At 71.7% G+C, this 15948-nt stretch carries 13 protein-coding genes; all 13 read left to right on the top strand.

Annotated features, from left to right (window positions below; all coding sequences use genetic code 11):
• Positions 1-19: 19 nt before the first annotated feature.
• Positions 20-463, top strand: a complete 444-nt coding sequence (locus tag V6M63_RS03740; protein ID WP_332739596.1) for a phage tail protein — start codon at positions 20-22, stop codon at positions 461-463.
• 20 nt (positions 464-483) lie between these two features.
• The gene (locus tag V6M63_RS03735; protein ID WP_332739595.1) at positions 484-2109 is read left to right on the top strand and encodes a phage tail protein; all 1626 of its coding nucleotides are present in this window, start codon (positions 484-486) and stop codon (positions 2107-2109) included.
• Positions 2109-2654, top strand: a complete 546-nt coding sequence (locus V6M63_RS03730) for a phage tail protein (protein WP_332739594.1) — start codon at positions 2109-2111, stop codon at positions 2652-2654. Before V6M63_RS03735 ends, V6M63_RS03730 begins: the two co-directional genes overlap by 1 nt.
• A 2-nt stretch (positions 2655-2656) precedes the next feature.
• Positions 2657-3619 (top strand): CIS tube protein, encoded by a 963-nt coding sequence (locus tag V6M63_RS03725; RefSeq protein ID WP_332739592.1) that lies wholly within the window; start codon positions 2657-2659, stop codon positions 3617-3619.
• Between the two features lie 19 nt (positions 3620-3638).
• Entirely contained in the window at positions 3639-3809 is a 171-nt protein-coding gene (locus V6M63_RS03720; RefSeq protein ID WP_332739590.1) for a hypothetical protein, read from the top strand.
• A 22-nt stretch (positions 3810-3831) separates the two neighbouring features.
• The gene (locus V6M63_RS03715) at positions 3832-4923 is read left to right on the top strand and encodes a phage late control D family protein (RefSeq protein WP_332739588.1); all 1092 of its coding nucleotides are present in this window, start codon (positions 3832-3834) and stop codon (positions 4921-4923) included.
• The gene (locus V6M63_RS03710; RefSeq protein WP_332739586.1) at positions 4920-5606 is read left to right on the top strand and encodes a phage baseplate assembly protein V; all 687 of its coding nucleotides are present in this window, start codon (positions 4920-4922) and stop codon (positions 5604-5606) included. The genes V6M63_RS03715 and V6M63_RS03710 overlap by 4 nt, the downstream gene beginning before the upstream one ends.
• A gap of 4 nt (positions 5607-5610) precedes the next feature.
• On the top strand, positions 5611-7266 hold the full coding sequence (locus V6M63_RS03705) for a hypothetical protein (RefSeq protein WP_332739584.1): 1656 nt from the start codon (positions 5611-5613) through the stop codon (positions 7264-7266).
• Positions 7266-7655, top strand: coding sequence for a GPW/gp25 family protein (locus V6M63_RS03700; protein WP_332739582.1), 390 nt, complete (start codon positions 7266-7268; stop codon positions 7653-7655). Before V6M63_RS03705 ends, V6M63_RS03700 begins: the two co-directional genes overlap by 1 nt.
• The gene (locus V6M63_RS03695) at positions 7656-9941 is read left to right on the top strand and encodes a putative baseplate assembly protein (RefSeq protein WP_332739580.1); all 2286 of its coding nucleotides are present in this window, start codon (positions 7656-7658) and stop codon (positions 9939-9941) included.
• Positions 9941-12628 carry a phage tail protein gene (locus V6M63_RS03690; protein WP_332739578.1) on the top strand — a complete coding sequence of 896 codons (2688 nt, stop codon included), beginning with the start codon at positions 9941-9943 and terminating at the stop codon, positions 12626-12628. The genes V6M63_RS03695 and V6M63_RS03690 overlap by 1 nt, the downstream gene beginning before the upstream one ends.
• A gap of 3 nt (positions 12629-12631) precedes the next feature.
• Positions 12632-13573, top strand: a complete 942-nt coding sequence (locus V6M63_RS03685) for a hypothetical protein (protein ID WP_332739576.1) — start codon at positions 12632-12634, stop codon at positions 13571-13573.
• Positions 13574-13749: 176 nt separating this feature from the next.
• On the top strand, positions 13750-15936 hold the full coding sequence (locus V6M63_RS03680; protein WP_332739574.1) for a hypothetical protein: 2187 nt from the start codon (positions 13750-13752) through the stop codon (positions 15934-15936).
• Positions 15937-15948 lie beyond the last annotated feature (12 nt).

Raw genomic sequence — 15948 nt, 5'->3', positions numbered from 1 at the left:
CCTCTTCAGGAGCTGAACCATGGCCAACCGCACCACCCCCTACGGCGCCTTCAACTACCTCGTCAACTTCGACGGCGGCGAGGTCTTCGGCGGCTTCTCCGATATCAGCGGCATCGGCACCGAAGTCACCGTGGCCGAGTACCGCAACGGCAACGACCGCGAGAACCACGTGCGCAAGGTCGCCGGCATCCACAAGGTGTCCGACGTGACCCTGAAGCGCGGCATCCTCAACAGCAAGACGCTGTTCGACTGGATCAGCCAGACCCGCACGCAGGGCCCGGCCGCGCAGCGCAACGTGACCATCACCCTGCTCGATGAGGCCCACACCCCCGTGCAGACCTGGGTGCTGCGCGGCGTGATTCCGATGAAATACACCGGCCCCACGCTGGCGGGCAAGGGCGGGGGAGACGTGGCGATGGAAGAAATCGCGCTGTCCGCCGAGGCCCTTGAAATATCGGCCTGAACCATCCACGGACGAACCCCATGAGTCTTCTTTTTGAGACCGCCGCGCCCGCTTTGCGCTCCGCACCCGAACGCGCCGACGTGGCGTGTTTCGTGGGCTTCGTGGCGCGCCGGCGCGAGCAGCCGCTGCCCATGTCGGTGCGCCGCCAGCTCATCGACGCGGGCTGGGTGCACGGGCCGTGGCGCAAGGGCACCGACGCGCTGGAGGCGCTGGACAACGTGCCGGTGGTGATCGACAGCTGGGCCTTGTTCGACCGCCTCTTTGCCTGGGATGAACGGCCCCTGGGCCGCGCGCCCGATGCGGTGAGCGGTGAACCGGCTCACTGCGCCACCTACCTCGGTGCGGCCGTGCGCAGCTTCTTCGCGCGCGGCGGCCAGCGCGCGGTGGTCCTGCGCGTGGGCGACCCCTGGGCGTTTCTGGAGTCGGCCTCCAACCGTGCTGCCAAACGTCGTGCGCGTCTCGCCCGGCTCATTCCCGGCTTCAGTGACCGCGATCAGGTGGGCGAGGTGTTCGAGCCCATGGACCCGCGCACCTGGCGCGGCATCGGCCATGTGGTGGGCCTCTCGGACGCCAGTGTGTTGTGCCTGCCGGATCTGCCCGACGCGTGCGCCACCGAACCCCTGGCGCCTTCGGTGACCTTGCCGCTGGTGCCGCCGCCCGAAGGCTTTGCGGAGTGCAGCCCCGACGAACCGCCGCTGCCCCGGGACGCGGGCCTGCGCGCCCTGCACGCGCCGCGCCTGGACGGTCCGGGCTACGGGCCGTGGCGCGTGGCGGTGGCCAGCGTGCGGGCGTTTCTCGCGCGGCACCAGCGCGAGATGCTGTTCGTGGGTGCACTGCCTTTGCCGCGCGAAGACGCGCGCCGGCCGGTGAGCGACGGCGGTGTGCACGCGCACAGCGACATGCTGGCGTTTCTGCGGCGCAGCGGCGTGCTGGAGGCCGAAGGCAGCGTGGATGCGGGTGGCCTGTCGATCGCCAGCGCCTTCGTGCAACTGGCCTACCCGTGGCTGGCCACGCGCGCGGCGCTTGACCTGCCCGAAGGTCTTGAGCCACCCGATGGCGCGCTGGCCGGCCTGATCGCCCGCAGCGCGCTGGCGCGCGGCACCCACGCCAGCGTGGCGGGTGAGCACTCCATGCCGGCGCTGCGCGACCTGCACAGCGCCGAGCCGCTGCCGGGCTGGGGCGCGGGCCCGCAGTCGCCCAGCGCGCGGCTGGCCGAGCGCGTGTGCCTCTTCACGCAGCAGGCCGGTGGCTGGGCGCTGCAGTCCGACGTGACCACCACGGCCGATGCGGCCTGGCGCAGCGGCGGCGTGAGCCGCCTCATGGCCACGCTGCTGCGCGCGGCGCGCCTGCGCGGGCAGAGCGTGCTGTTCGACGGCAACGGCCCCCAGACCTGGGCGCGGCTGGAGCGCAGCTTTGAAGAACTGCTCCAGGGCTTCTGGCGCGTGGGCGCGCTGGCCGGCGCCACACCCGAAGAGGCCTTCAGCGTGCGCTGCGACCGCAGCACCATGACGCAGAACGACCTGGACAACGGCCGCCTCGTGACCGAGATCACCGTGCTGCCGGCGCACAGCATCGAGCGCATCACCGTGGTGCTGGCGCTGGCCGCGGCCGGCGTGGGCCAGGCCAGCGTGCGGGAGGCCGCGTGATGGCCATCGGTGCGGAGTTCTCTGCCAGCGCCTCGGCCCAGGTGTCGATCGGCCTCGGTGCGGGCGCTCGGCCGTCCTCGGCGCCGCTCATTCCGTTTCGTTTTCAGGTGCGGTTTCGCCAGTCGGGCGCGGGCACGGGCCAAGGCAACGAGGTGGAGATGTGCCAGGGCGCCTTTGCCGAATGCACGGGCCTGGAGGCCACCATGGAGCCCAAGGTGATCCGCAGCGGCGGTGTGAACCATGGCGCGTTCCAGCGCGCGGGCCAGGTGACGCACGCCACCGTGATCCTCAAGCGCGGCATGACCGACAACCGCCATCTCTGGAAGTGGTTCGCCCTGGTCTCGGGCGGCGACTATGCCGCGCGCATGGACGTGGACATCGACTTGCTCGATGGCGCGGGCACCAAGGTGATGACCTGGTCGCTCGCGCGCTGCCTGCCGGTGAAGTTCAAGGCCGCCGACCTCAACGCCCGCGCCACCGAGGTGGCGGTGGAAGAACTGCACCTGGCGCACGAGGGCCTCACCCTCGGCTTTCCCAAGGCCTGAGCATGCCCGAACGTGCCATTGCCGTTGCCGAGTTCAAGACGCTGAGTCCGGCGCCCGAGACCGTGGTGAAGGTGCACTTCAACCCGGCCTCGCTGCAGTACACCGTGTCCAACACGCTCGGCCCCGCCGGCCAGGGCGCGGGCAGCCGCCAGTTCGTGAGCGCCACCGTGGCCAAGCTCACCATGGACCTGGTGTTCGACACCACCGCTGAAAACCTGGGCGGCGAGGTGCAGGGCGGTGAAGACGTGCGCAGCACCACCGACAAGATGGCGCAGATGCTCAAACCCTTCGGCGGGGAGAACGAGAAGACGCCCCCGCGCGTGGAATTCAGCTGGGGTGCCTACCGCTTCGTGGGCACGGTGGAGCAGTACAAGGAAACGCTGGACCTGTTCTCGCACGACGGCGTGCCGCTGCGCGCGGGCATCAACCTCACGCTCTCCAGCGACGCCCCCAATTTTGAAAGCGCCAGCGCGCCGGCCTCGTCGGCCGATCGCGCGGGCGGTGCATCGCCCATGGAGGTGCCCGGCGGGGCCGGCCCGTCGGGCGTGGCCGCTGCCGGCGGCGATCCGCGCGCCGCGCGGGCCGTGGCGAGTGCCAACGCCTCGGCCAGCCTGCGCTTTGGCGGCAGTGCCTCGTTGCTGGTCGATGCGAATGTGTCGCTCGGAGCGCCGGCGGCGTTTGCCTCGGCATCGCTGTCGGTGGGCGCTGGAGCCGGCGTGGGCATCGGTGTCGGTGCGGGTGCGGGCATCGGCGCCACGGCCGGCGCCGCCTTCGCCGGCCTGCGCACCAGCGCGGGTGGCGGCGCGTCGCTGCCCAACGCGCAGGCCCTGCTGCCCCCGGCCCAAGCGCGCACCGGCGCCACCGGCTTCGCACCGGGCGGCATGGCGCGCGGTTCGGGCGCGGGCAGCCTGGGCACCGACGTGGGCGCCGCCGCCGACCTGCAGGCCCGCATTGCCTTCGACTGAACGACCCGGGGAGACACACATGCCCATCACCTTCGAAGAAGTCACCGCCGAGGTGCCGGCCGATCGGCCCACCCCACCCACCGCCCAGGCGAGCGAAACCACCTCACCCGACGACCCGCGCCAGTTGGAGGCGCTGCAGCGAGCGCTGGACCTGCGCGCCGAACGCGACTGGCGCCTGCAGACCGACTGAGCGCCACCAACACGTCAACGCCATGAGCGAAACCGCCCTCAGCCGACAAGCCCTCTACAGCGCGCGTCCCACGCTGCGGCTCGGTGGTCAGGCCGATGTGCGGCTGTCCAATCTGCTGGTCGCCATGCGCATGGACGAGAGCGAGGGCGGCATGAGCCGGCTGGAACTGCGCCTGTCCAACTGGGTGGGCACCACGGCGGGCGGCACCGAGCAGGCCTTCGGTGCACAGTCCGAGCTGAAACTGGGCGCCGAGCTGGCGGTCTACGCCGGCGACGTGCAAGCCCCGGTGGAGGTGTTTCGCGGCAAGGTCAGTGCCATCGAACTCTTGTTCAGCATGGGCGGTGCACCCGAGATCACGGTGCTGGCCGAAGACGCACTGCAGACCGCGCGTCTGGCCCGGCGCAGCAAGACCTACACCGACCTCTCCCCCGCCGACGTGGTGCGGGAAGTGGCCGGCGCGCTCAACCTGCGGCCCGCCATCACCGGCCTCACCAGCCCGACCGGGACCTGGGCGCAGATCAACGAGAGCGATCTCGCCTTTCTGCGGCGGCTGCTCGCGCGCTTCGACGCCGACCTGCAGATCGTGGGTGACGAACTGCAGGTGGCGCCGCGCGGTGACGTCGCGCGTGGCGAGGTTGAACTCGCGCTGTTCGGCCAGCTCATGCGCGCCCGCGTGATCGCCGATCTCTCACAGCAGGTCACCGCCACCAGCGCGGCGGGCTGGAACCCGGTGGACGGCAGCGCGGTGAGCCATGAGGCCACGCAGATCACGCACAGCGGGCCGGGCAGTGGACGCAGTGGGTCGTCGTGGCTCGATGAGACCTTCGGCCCACGCCATGAACACATCGGCCACCTGGCGGTGAGCAGCGATGCGGAAGCCGAGGCGGTGGCCCAGACCGCATACGACCAGCGCGCGCGCCGCTTCGTGCGCATCGAAGGCCTGAGCGAAGGCAACCCGGCCATCCGCGTGGGCACCACGGTGGCGGTCACGGGGCTCTCGCCGCAGTTCGACAACCGCTACTTCGTGTGCGCCGCCTCGCACCTCTACGACCAGGCGGCGGGCTACCGCACCGAGTTCAGCGGCGAGTGCGCGTTCCTCGGGGAGGGCGCATGAAACGCGATGCGCTGCTGGAGCGGCCGGCGGGCTGGCTGCAGGCCGGCGCGCTGGCGCTGGTGGTCTCGCTCGACGACCCCGAGCGCCGCAACCGCGTGCAGGTGCGCCTGCTCGCGCACGACGGTGTGACCGACCAGGACGCACCGCTGTGGGCGCGCGTGGTGGCGCCGTTCGCCGGCAACGACCGGGGTTTCTTCTTCCTGCCCGACGTGGACGACGAGGTGCTCGTGATCTTCATGAACGGCGATGCGCGCCACCCGCTGATCATCGGCGGGCTGTGGAACGGCAACGCGCCATCACCGGCCGATCTGGCCAATGGCGAACACCGCACCAAGCGGCTGAAGTCGAAGAACGGCGTGACCATCACCATCCTCGACGAGGACGGGCAGGAAACCCTGACGCTGGAGACGCCCGGCGGCCAGACCGTGACGCTGCAGGACGGGCCGGGTGTGATCACGCTAGCAGACGCCAACGGCAACCGCGTGGTGATGGACACGGCAGGCATCGCAGTGGAAGCCGCGGCCAAGGTGAAGGTGACGGCCGCGCAGGTGGAGGTGAGCGCGGGCATGGTCAAGGTGGACGCGGCCATGTCCGACTTCTCGGGCATCGTGAAGTGCCAGACGCTGATCACCAATGCGGTCGTCTCCACGAGCTACACCCCGGGCGCCGGGAACATCTGGTGACGCCATGGCCCGCGCCCTGAACCACGCTTTGAATACGGCACCGCACGACGTGGCCCTGGGCTCGCCGCGTGGCGTGGCCTCGGGCGGTGCGCCGCTCTTGCTGCAGCGCGCCGATGGCGACTTCATCGACGCCGTGCTCGACGAGATCACCACCGCCGAAGGCCGCGCGAAGTTGCTGGCCACGCGCGCTGCCGCGCGCACGCAGCGCCAGGTGCTCAAGCTGTTCCAGCCCATCCAGCGCCAGCACCACCTGGCCGTGCTGGAGGCCTGGTGCGACACACCGGGCACACCGCGCGTGGACCCCGCGCGCGTGGCGTCGGCGGGCCTCGTGGTTCGCCGCGTGCGTCGCGCGGGTGGCGCCGCAGAAGAGGGCTGGATGCGTTCGCGCGGGCGCCTGCGCGGCTGGCTGCCGGTCCAGCGCATCGGTGGCGCCGCGCGCGATCCGGCCAGCCAGCTGCGGCTGCACAGCGGCCAGACCGGCGTGACCGACATCGACCACGAGCTGGTGCAACTGGCCCTGCAGCGCGAGGACACGCTGCTCGATGAACACGTGGTGCCCATGTTCGTGGCGCCGCCCGAGGTCTGCCAGGCCGCGGGCAAGACGCTGTACTACGGCCTGGTGCCCACGGTGAGCGGCGAGCTGGCCGAGACCGCGCCGGAGTTCGACGAGGCCAACACCTTCGGGCCGGAGAGCACCGATTTCCGCAACCACCTGGTGCAGGCCCTGCGCGGCGAGGCCATGGACTTTCCCCTCGATGGCGAGACCCTCAACCCGGCCTGGACCGAGGCCGCCGAGCTCGCCACCACCGTGCGGCCCACCGCCGTGTCCATCGACCACTGGAACCAGCTGCGCCTGGGCGGCAGCGCGCGCACGGGCATGCAGCGCCTGCTGCGGCTGCTGCGCCAGCTCGATGGTGAATTCAACGCGTTTGCCGGCACCTCGCCCGCCAGCCAGGCGTTGCGCCAGCAGCTCGCGGCCATCGCTTTGCCCCTGAATCTGCGCGATGGCGAAACGGTGGCGCGCACGGTGAGCGCCGAAGCCTTCCTGCGCCAGGCGGTGCCGGTGCTGGTGCAGCGCGACGAGCAGGCCGCAAGGCCCGAGATGCCCGCGCGCTGGCCTGCGCTGCCCAGCCATCAGGCGCAGGCCTTGCGGCTGGCGCTCTCGCGTGCGGTGGCCGAGCGGTTTGCGCAACTCAATCCGGCGCCGGGCCGCTTCGACGACCCCGCCGCGCAGTACGTGGTGCGCGCCTTCGTGCGCCTGAAGCCCGAGTGCGGTTGCCCCGCGCGCATCGTCTGGAGCGAGGCCACCGAACCCTTTGTGATCGCGCCGTGGTTCGAAGGTTCGGGCGCGCCGCCGGTGCGCATCAGCCTGCCCGACATCACCGAGCCCGGCCTGCTGCGTTCGCTCAAGCCCAACGTCTCGTTCACCGTGCCGCCGGCGTTGCAGAACCTGCTGAGCGGCAACCCGAAAGACCTGATGGAAGGCAAGAAGCCACCCGACGGCGGCATCACCATCGGCTGGATCTGCAGCTTCAGCTTGCCCGTCATCACGCTGTGCGCCTTCATCGTGCTGAGCATCTTCCTGAGCCTGTTCGACCTGATCTTCAAGTGGATGGCGTTCATCAAGATCTGCATCCCTTATCCGAAGAAGGGCGAGTGATGAATCCGAGCACTGCCCCCATCGGATTTCCGTTCCTCGGCCTGCCCGACGAGCACGGCCAGCTCGGCTGGCCCCTGCTTGAGAAGAGCGTGCGCGACGGCATCCGCATCGTGCTGAGCACACGCCCGGGCGAGCAGCTCATGCGGCCCGAATTCGGTGGCGGGCTGGACCGCCTGCTGCACGAGCCCAACACGCTGGCCACGCGCCGGCGCATCCGCGATCTGGTGCAGGGCTCGCTCACGCGCTGGGAGCCGCGCATCCTGCTCGACGCGGTGGAGGTGTGGGACGTGCCCGATGCCCCCAGCCACCTGCGGGTGGAGATCCAGTACCGGCTGGCACGCACCGGCGCGCCGGGCCGCATGAACGTCAATGTGCAGTTGGAGAACTAGATGCCCATCGTTCCACCCAGCCTGGACGACCGCCGCTTCGATGATCTGGTCGAAGACCTCATCGCGCGCATTCCCGCCCACACCCCCGAGTGGACCAACCCGCGCCAGGGCGACCCCGGGCGCACGCTGATCGAGCTCTTCGCCTGGCTGGGCGATGCGCTGCTCTACCGCGCCAACCTCATCCCCGAGCGCCAGCGCCTGGTGTTCCTGAAGCTGCTCGGCCAGGGCCTGCGCGCAGCGCAGCCGGCGCGCGGCATCGTGGGCCTGTCGTACGCGCAGCCGCTGGCCGATCTGCGCGCCAGCTCGCTGTTGCCCGGCGCGCGGCTCAAGGGTGCGCAGCCGTTCGAGACGCTGGGCGAGACCACCGTGCTGCCGGTCACCGGCGAGGCCTACATCAAACGCCGGCTCACCGACACGGAGGCGGCGCGCATGGCCGACGTGATCAGTGGCCTCTCGCGTGTGCACCGCATCAGCGGCGCGGTGCAGGGCTACGAGACGCTGGCGGTGTTTGGCGAAGGGCGCGCCGAGCCCGGGGGCTTCGACGTGTTCGAGCGTTCGACCGACCGCGCCTTGTGGATCGCCTTGCTCGCACCCGCCGCGCCCGGCCCGCTGGAGCAGGCTGGCGTGAACGAGCAGGTGCGTGCCGCGCTCGGTGGCGGCGACACCGGCGTGCCTTCGCTGCTGTCGCTGGGCATCGTGCCGGCGCTGCCCTTGCCCGCGCTGTTCGAAGAGGTCGGCCCGCTGGCCGAGGTGCCGGTGATCTGGGAAATGGTCACGCGCCAGCCCGGCACGCAGACGCTGGACTACCTCACGCTGGAGCCGCTGCCCGGCAGCGACACCTCGCGCGGCTTCACGCGGCCCGGCCTGCTCCGCCTGCCGTTGCCGGGCCAGGACGACATCTGGGTGCCTTCCAACCAGGTGGGCGTGAACCCGCTGGCTGGCGTGGGTGATGCGCCGCCCCGGCTGGACGACGCGGCCCGCGCCGCGCGGCTGGTGGCCTGGCTGCGCGTGCGCCCGCGCCCGGGCAGCCAGGTGCAGCGCCTGCCCCTGACCTGGCTGGGCATCAACGCCGCCGAGGTCGACCAGCGCGTGACGCTGCAAGGCCAGGTGCTCGGCACCAGCACGGGCGCGGCCGACCAGAGCTTTGCCTTGCCCGCCGGTTCGGTGGACGGCGAGACGTTGCTGGTCGAGGTGGAAGAGCCCGGCGGGCGCGGCTACCAGCCGTGGCGCCGCGTGGACGACCTGGCCGCGATCAGCGCCGATGCCCTCACGGCGCGCGAGGCCGGCGCATTTGAACTCGACGCCGAGGCCGGCACCGTGCGCTTTGGCGACGGCGTGCGTGGGCGCATCCCCGAGCGGCTCATGCGCGTGCGCCTGGCGCGCGGGCGCTTTGGCGGCGGGCGCGCGGGCAATCTCGCGCCCGGCAGCCTGAGCGAGATCGCCGCCACGCTCGTCAACGGCCAGCGCGCCCCCGCCATGAAGGTGCACCAGCCCCTGGCCATGGACGGTGGCGACGACGCCGAGACGCTGCCCCAGGCCGAACGGCGCATACCGGCCACGCTGCGCCACCAGCAGCGCGCGGTCACCGCCGACGACTTCAAGCGCCTCGCGCTGGAGACGCCCGCGGCCGATGTGGGCCGCGTCGAGGTGATGCCGCGCTTCAAGCCGCGCGACCGGCGTTTTCATGTGCCCGGCGTGGTGAGCGTGGTGGTGCTGCCGTCCGCCGCACTGGCGCCGGCGCCCAACCCCCGGCCAGACCGGCCCTTCATCGAGCGCGTGCACGCCCACCTCTCGGCGCGTGTGCCGCTGGCCACCGAGCTGTACGTGATCGGCTGCGAATACGTGCCGCTGGGCTTGTCGGTGGCGCTGCGCCTGCGCGAGGGTTTTGCGCGCGACAAGCTGCTGTACGAGGTGCGCGAGGCCCTGCGTCGCCTGCTCTGGCCACTGGCCCCCGGCGGGCTGGAGGGCGAGGGCTGGACGCTGGGGCGATCGGTGCGCGAACGAGAACTGGAGGTGGAGGTCTCGCGCGTGGCCGGTGTGGCCGAGGTCACCGGCCTGCAGCTGTTCGCGCGCCAGGGCGCTGCCGGCCACGAAGACTGGGCCCTGCTGCCGCGCAACCAGGCCGGCGCCCAGCAGACGCTGAACCTGCGGCCTTGGCAGTTGCCCGAGTTGTTGTCCATCGTGGTGGTCGAGGGCGCGGAGGCGCCGACGAATCTGCGCGCGCTGCCGAATCCGTTTGCACAGGCCAATGCCGTGGCCGTGCCCGTCGTTCCGGAGCTGTGTTGATGGATGCCAACGGCTCCCGCTTCTGGTCGCTGCAGGCGCCCACCCACTGGCCCACGCTGGGGCAGGGTGGGGGTCATGTGCGCTGGCACGCGGCCTGCAGTGCGCTGTGCCTGGCGTCCGAGCGTGAACTGGAAGCACCGGCCGATGCGGAAGCCAGCCGCGTGGCCGCGTTGCTGGCGCTGAACGAAGTGCCGCGCGCGCTCGATGCGCAAGGCGTGGTGTGCGGCTGGCACGCGCCCAGCCAGGCCATCGTGGTGCGCAGCGCCCACCTGCCCGAGGCCGCCATCGCGCTCCCGCTGGACGCCGTGCCCACCGACCTCTGCGTGGCCAGCGACGGCGCGCTGTACGTGGCCATGCCCGGGCGCGTGCTCATGCACGACCTGCGCCAGCGCTGGGCCGCTGTTGAGGTGACTGAGCCCGGCTTTGCGCCCTGGCGCCTGGCGGCCCACCCCCACGGTGGTGTGTGGGTGCTGGAACGCGGCAGCGGGCGGCTGGCGCGTTTGAAGGGTTACCCGCTGCCCAGCCAGACACCCGCCACCGACGCCCATGCCCCGGGCGTGTTCCGCCCCGATCCCGAAAACTGCCGCACACCCGCGATGAGCCTGGTGAACGAAGGCTGGAGCGGCGTGGCCGAGCCGCTCGCGCTGGCCTGCCACCGTGAAGGCGGCTTGCTGCTCCTGGGCTGGAACACCGCGGGTCAGGCCTGGGTGCGGCGCTGGCATGAAGCGACCCGCACGCCCGGCCCGATGCGGCTGCTGCGCGGCGCGCTGCACGCCTATGCCCTCACCTGGATCGATGGCTCACGCATCGCATTGCGCATGCCGGGCCGGGTCGACGCGCCCGCGTTTGCGATCGACGACACCTCGGACGCCGAGCTGCCCGCGCTCGGCGAGGTGTTTCCGCTGGCAAGCGACCAGCGCGAGGCACCGTTTGTGCACCGCGTCGACGGCGTGGCGCACTACCCGGTGCGCGAAGACGCCGCCGAACCGCTGTGGCCGCTGGCCCTGCCCAACCTCGCGCGCAGCGGCACGGCGGCGAGCTTCACCACCGAGGCCGGGCACCTGCGCGCGCAGCTCATCGACAGCGGCACACCCGCCACCACCTGGCACCGCGTGTTCATGGAGGCGAGCATCCCCCCGGCCTGCGGCGTGGTGGTGTGGCTCGCCGCCAGCAACGACCCGCAGCCGCCCGCCCCCGAACGGCTGGACGCCTGGCACCCGCATGCCTTCGGCCGCGACGTGCGTGCCATCGACCCCGCCGCGTCGGGCCCGCACGTGCCGCACGCGGTGTGGGAGCGTGCGCCCTCCGAGCTGCCGGCGCACCCGGGCCTGGCGCCGTGGACGCCGCAGCGCGGGCTGCGAGGCCTGTTTTCGGTGCTGGTGCAGAACGCGCGCACCGCCGTGCGTTCGCTCAACGGGCGCTACCTCTGGGTGCGGCTGAGCCTGCATGGGGACGGCCGCGCCAGCCCCGAGGTGGTGGCGTTGCGCGCCTGGGCCAGCCGCTTCAACTACGCCGAGCAATACCTGCCGCGCATCTACCGCGAGACCCTGTTTGGTGATGCGGCACAGCTGCCCGGCGAACGCCTGGACAGCATCGACGAAGGCTACGCCGACGGGTTGAACAGCGCAGGCACACCCGAGGTCACGCTGCTGCTGCGCCTGGCCACCGGCGGCATCGCGGTGAGCGACGGCGCCCAGGTGGTGGTGGAGCACACCGGGCGCAGCTGGCTGCTGAAGGATGGCGGCAGCGCACGCTGCTGGCGCCTGCTGCTCGATGGCCACGCCATCGGCGTGTACCGGCCGCAGGCAACACCGGCCGACTTCCTGGCGCGCAGCCTGGCCAATGTGGAGGGCGTGCTCACGCAGCTCGAAGACCGGGTGGCGCACGCGCACCTGCTCACCGACCCGGCCAGCACACCGGCCGGCCATCTGGACTGGCTCGCCAGCTGGGTCGGCCTGAGTTTTGATGCGGCCCTGCCCGCCGAGCGCCGGCGCGCCTGGCTGCAGGCCGCGCCCGAACTCGCGCGCTGGCACGGCACGCGCCGCGGCCTGGCGCTCGCGCTCGACGTGGCCACCGGCGGTGGCGTGAGCGGTGGCGAGGTGGTGGTGATCGAAGACTTCCGCCTGCGCCGCCTGCTCGCCACGCTGCTGGGTGTGGACCTGGCCGATGAAGACGACCCGCTGCTGCCGGGTCTGCAGGTCAGCGGCAATTCGGTGGTGGGCGACACCCTGGTGCTGGGTGACCAGGCGCGCGCCGAGCTGATGGCGCTCTACCGCGAAGAAGCCACCACCGAGAGCGAAGACCAGGACATCGCCGACTTCTACGGGCGCCTGGCGCACCGCGCCACCGTGCTGGTGCACCGCGAGGTGGACGACGTGGACCTGGGTTTGATCCGGCGCATCGTGGCCATGGAAGCACCCGCCCATGTGCAGGTGCGCGTGACCACCGCGAGCTGGCCTTTCATGGTGGGCGTGGCCAGCCTGGTGGGGGTGGATACCTACCTCGCGCGTGCCGTGCCGCCGCGTCCCGCGCGCGTGCAGCGCTCGGTGCTGGGCGGGGGCGACTTCGTGCTCGGCCCGACCACGCTGGACCCGCGCCTGCGCGGCGAGGCCGCGCCACCACCCGTGGTGCCCGCTGGACCCGTTTCAAGCCCGCGCACCAGACAACCACGACCACGCAAGGAGTAGCCCATGAGCACCGCCACCACCTTCAGCACCCTGGACCCGCTCACGCGCCAGCCGCCGGGCGAGCGCCCGGTGTACGCCACCGGCATGCTGCTGGACGCGCAGGATTTTCAGGACGAGCAGACCTACCACCGGGGCCGGCTGGCGCGCGCGCTCGGCGCGGTGGCGGGCAGTGGCACGCTGGCGGGTTTGCTGGTGCAGCACCGCCCAGCGCAGGACACCGCGCCCGAGGAAATCCAGGTCAACGCCGGGCTGGCGGTGGACCGGCTGGGCCGCCTCATCGAGCTGCCGCGCCCGGCCTGCCTGCGGGTGCAGCGCTGGTGGGACGCCGAGGCCGCACGCGACGGCCTGCTGCAGGCCGACTACACCACGCCGGGCCGCTTCATCTCGGCACGCGCGCAGGCTGGCATCACGCTGCCCGCGCGCGCGGTGGTGGCCGACGTGTTCCTGCGTTTCGTGGCCTGCCCGCGCGGCCTCACGCCGGCGTTTGCCAGCGGACCCTTCGATGCGCTCAACGCGGTGAGCGTGTCGCGCCTGCGCGATGCGTACGAACTGCACCTGGTGCCGCGCCAGAACCTCACCGACACCGGCCTCGGCCTGCCGCTGCGCCCCGGTGCCTTCACCTTGCCGGTGGAAGAGGAAACCGCCGAGGAGGCGCTGGCCCGCGAAGCCGCCATGGACGACCCCTCGGTCGATCCCGCCGTGCGCCGCGCCGCGCTGCAGGACGCGGTGCTGCACGGCTACAGCCGCCCGGCCGACGACGAGTTGCCGCGCGGCCCCGAGCATCCACCCACCGTGGACGCCAGCGCGGTGTTCATCGCGCGCGTGCTGATTCCCGTTGCGCCCGCCGACCCGACCGTGCGCCAGGGCAGCGCGGTGCTGATCGACAACCACAGCCGCCGCTTTCTGCCTGCCACAGGTGTGCTCGCGCGCTGGGCCGGAATTTAGATGAACACCCCCCGCGTCGCCTTCGGCGCCACCCCCCTCTCTCGCCTTCGGCGGGAGGGGGGCGACACCTGGGGCCGGCAAAGCCGGACCCGCGGTGTCCCTGGGTTGCACCGTTTCATGCGGCAGAGAACTGATATCCCTGTCGATGTTTTTCCGCCTCTTCACCGGAGCACGCCATGAACCTCAGCACAGGCACCGCCCGCGAACCGATCGCCTCCGCGCAGGTGCAGACCCTGCGCGACGCCGGCGTGTTGATCGAAGACCACCGGCGTGACCGGCCGCGCTACTTCGACGGCCGCTTTCTCGCCGCGCGCGACCTCATCCGCGACCAGCAGTACTTCCTGACGCGCGAGGCCGATCTGGGCCAGGCCGCGGGCAGTGGCGTGGCCACGGGTCTGTTTGTGCAGGAAGGGGGCCAGCCCCAGTCGCTGGTGGTCTCCAGCGGGCACGGCGTGACGCCCTCGGGCGAGCTGGTGCTGCTGCCGCGCAACATCGACGTGCAACTGGCCAACCTGCCGGTGGCCGAGCAGCTCTCGGCGCGCTTCGGCCTCTCGCGCCTGCCGCAGCCGCCGCTGCGCAGCCGCACCGGGCTCTTCGTGCTGGCGCTGCGCCCGGTGGAGTTCACCGCCAACCCCATCGGCGCCTACCCGACCTCCATCACCGGCCAGCGCACGGTGGAAGACGGTGACGTGATCGAGGCGACCGCCGTGGTGCTGGTGCCCTGGCAGGACGACGGCGCCGCCGATGCGCTGGACGCGCGGCGCGGCCGCGCCGCGCGCGCGATCTTCACCCAGGGCAGCTCGGCCGGCGTGTCTGCCAACGTGCTGCCGCTGGCCATGATCGCGCTGCAGAACAACACCGTGGTGTGGATCGACGAAGCCCTGGTGCGGCGCGAGCTCGGCGCCGACCGTGGTGACCTGCCGGGCCTGGGCTTCGCGCCGCGCGGCCTGCGTCTCGCGCACCTCATGCAGCACCAGGCGCACCTGGCCGACGTGGAGTCGCGCAGCGGCGGGCGGGGCTTTCCGGCCATCACGCACTTCCCCGCGCTACCACCGGCCGGCCCCTTGCCGGCGGGTGTGATCAACGCGGTGGACTTCACGCAGAACTACTTTCCGGCCGAGGTCGATGTGGACTTCACCATCATCCCCGAGGACGAACTGCCCGCATTGATCGAGGAGGCGCTGGCCCTGCAGCCGATCGACCTCACCGCGCCCGCCGAATCGCTGGACTCCACCGCCGTGATGATCCTGGCGCCGGTGCCGCGCGTGGAGTGGCGCGCGGTGGCCGCGCGCGTGGGGCAGGGCGCCACGCTGGCGCAGCGGGTGGTCAAGCCCGCCGCGCCCAACCTGATCGCTCAGCGCCGGCCGTTCGAAATCCTGCAGAAGCTGCGCCTGCCGCGCGCGGTGCTCGAGAGCACGGCGCTGGGCCCGGCCGACGCCGAATGGCAGCGCCTGGCGCGCCTGAACAACCTGTGGTTCGTGCGCCGTCGCCACCTAGCCTACCGCGACGACCTCGCCGGCAGCTACCGCGAGATCACCGGCAACGACGAGCGCGTGATCGAACTCGACCTCAACACCCGCATCGCGAAGCTGGGTCTCACGCCGCGCTACGACAACGTGCTGAAGGTCGCCACGCCGGCCGCCGCCAGCACCGTCATCGGCCTGCTCGCGGGCAAGCGTTACCTGGAGTCGCCGGTGCTCACCGCGGCCGCGCTGGGTTTGCTCACCGATGCCATCGACACCGCCGAGCGCCTGAGTGGCAAACCCGCGCTGGACAAGACGCAGGTGCTGGGCGTGGCCGCCGTGCTGGGTGAACCCGAGAAGAACGAGGCGCTGTGGGCGCTGATCCAGCGCGAGAGCAAGGCCCCGATACCGGCCGCCGAGCTGCTGAGCATCGCCAGCGGCGCGGCCTGGAACACCCCGCCGGTGGACGAGGGCGCGCAGGCCGAGCGGGTCACCAAACGCCTGGACAGCCTGGGCCTGTCGGAGGTGTGGACCGAGGTGTTCAAAAACTCGTCGGCCAAGGCCATGGCCGTCGAAGTGCAGCTGCTCGCCAGCACCCGCTACGAAGCTTCACCGGTGCTGAGTGCCGCCGCGCTCGGCCTGATGCTGGAGCTCGTGCAGCGCAATGGCTCCATCAAGGACCCGGCGTTGGTGAACGAGGTGGCCAGCAGCCTGCTCGATCCGATCAACAGCGATGTGCTCAACAAGCACCTTGCGCTGGAGCGCCGACGGCCGCTGGATGCCGACACGCTGCGCGGCCTGGTGAAGTCGGTCGACGAATGGCGGCCCGTGACGACGCGCATCACGCGCGCGGCCCCGGCGAAGAAGACCACCCGAACCCCGGCCCGCAAGAAGTCCTGACCCGCGCCACCC

Source organism: Hydrogenophaga sp. (assembly GCF_036675665.1).
Lineage (GTDB): Bacteria > Pseudomonadota > Gammaproteobacteria > Burkholderiales > Burkholderiaceae_C > Hydrogenophaga.
The sequence above is the reverse complement of the archived record's forward strand: the minus strand, read 5'-3'. Positions and strand labels throughout refer to the sequence as shown.

What these genes read in the sequence shown, in the direction of transcription:
- V6M63_RS03715 (WP_332739588.1), top strand. Translation starts at nt 3,832, where the DNA reads ATGAGCGAAACCGCCCTCAGCCGACAAGCCCTCTACAGCGCGCGTCCC.
- V6M63_RS03725 (WP_332739592.1), top strand. Translation starts at nt 2,657, where the DNA reads ATGCCCGAACGTGCCATTGCCGTTGCCGAGTTCAAGACGCTGAGTCCG.
- V6M63_RS03710 (WP_332739586.1), top strand. Translation starts at nt 4,920, where the DNA reads ATGAAACGCGATGCGCTGCTGGAGCGGCCGGCGGGCTGGCTGCAGGCC.
- V6M63_RS03680 (WP_332739574.1), top strand. Translation starts at nt 13,750, where the DNA reads ATGAACCTCAGCACAGGCACCGCCCGCGAACCGATCGCCTCCGCGCAG.
- V6M63_RS03740 (WP_332739596.1), top strand. Translation starts at nt 20, where the DNA reads ATGGCCAACCGCACCACCCCCTACGGCGCCTTCAACTACCTCGTCAAC.
- V6M63_RS03700 (WP_332739582.1), top strand. Translation starts at nt 7,266, where the DNA reads ATGAATCCGAGCACTGCCCCCATCGGATTTCCGTTCCTCGGCCTGCCC.
- V6M63_RS03695 (WP_332739580.1), top strand. Translation starts at nt 7,656, where the DNA reads ATGCCCATCGTTCCACCCAGCCTGGACGACCGCCGCTTCGATGATCTG.
- V6M63_RS03705 (WP_332739584.1), top strand. Translation starts at nt 5,611, where the DNA reads ATGGCCCGCGCCCTGAACCACGCTTTGAATACGGCACCGCACGACGTG.
- V6M63_RS03735 (WP_332739595.1), top strand. Translation starts at nt 484, where the DNA reads ATGAGTCTTCTTTTTGAGACCGCCGCGCCCGCTTTGCGCTCCGCACCC.
- V6M63_RS03720 (WP_332739590.1), top strand. Translation starts at nt 3,639, where the DNA reads ATGCCCATCACCTTCGAAGAAGTCACCGCCGAGGTGCCGGCCGATCGG.
- V6M63_RS03685 (WP_332739576.1), top strand. Translation starts at nt 12,632, where the DNA reads ATGAGCACCGCCACCACCTTCAGCACCCTGGACCCGCTCACGCGCCAG.
- V6M63_RS03730 (WP_332739594.1), top strand. Translation starts at nt 2,109, where the DNA reads ATGGCCATCGGTGCGGAGTTCTCTGCCAGCGCCTCGGCCCAGGTGTCG.
- V6M63_RS03690 (WP_332739578.1), top strand. Translation starts at nt 9,941, where the DNA reads ATGGATGCCAACGGCTCCCGCTTCTGGTCGCTGCAGGCGCCCACCCAC.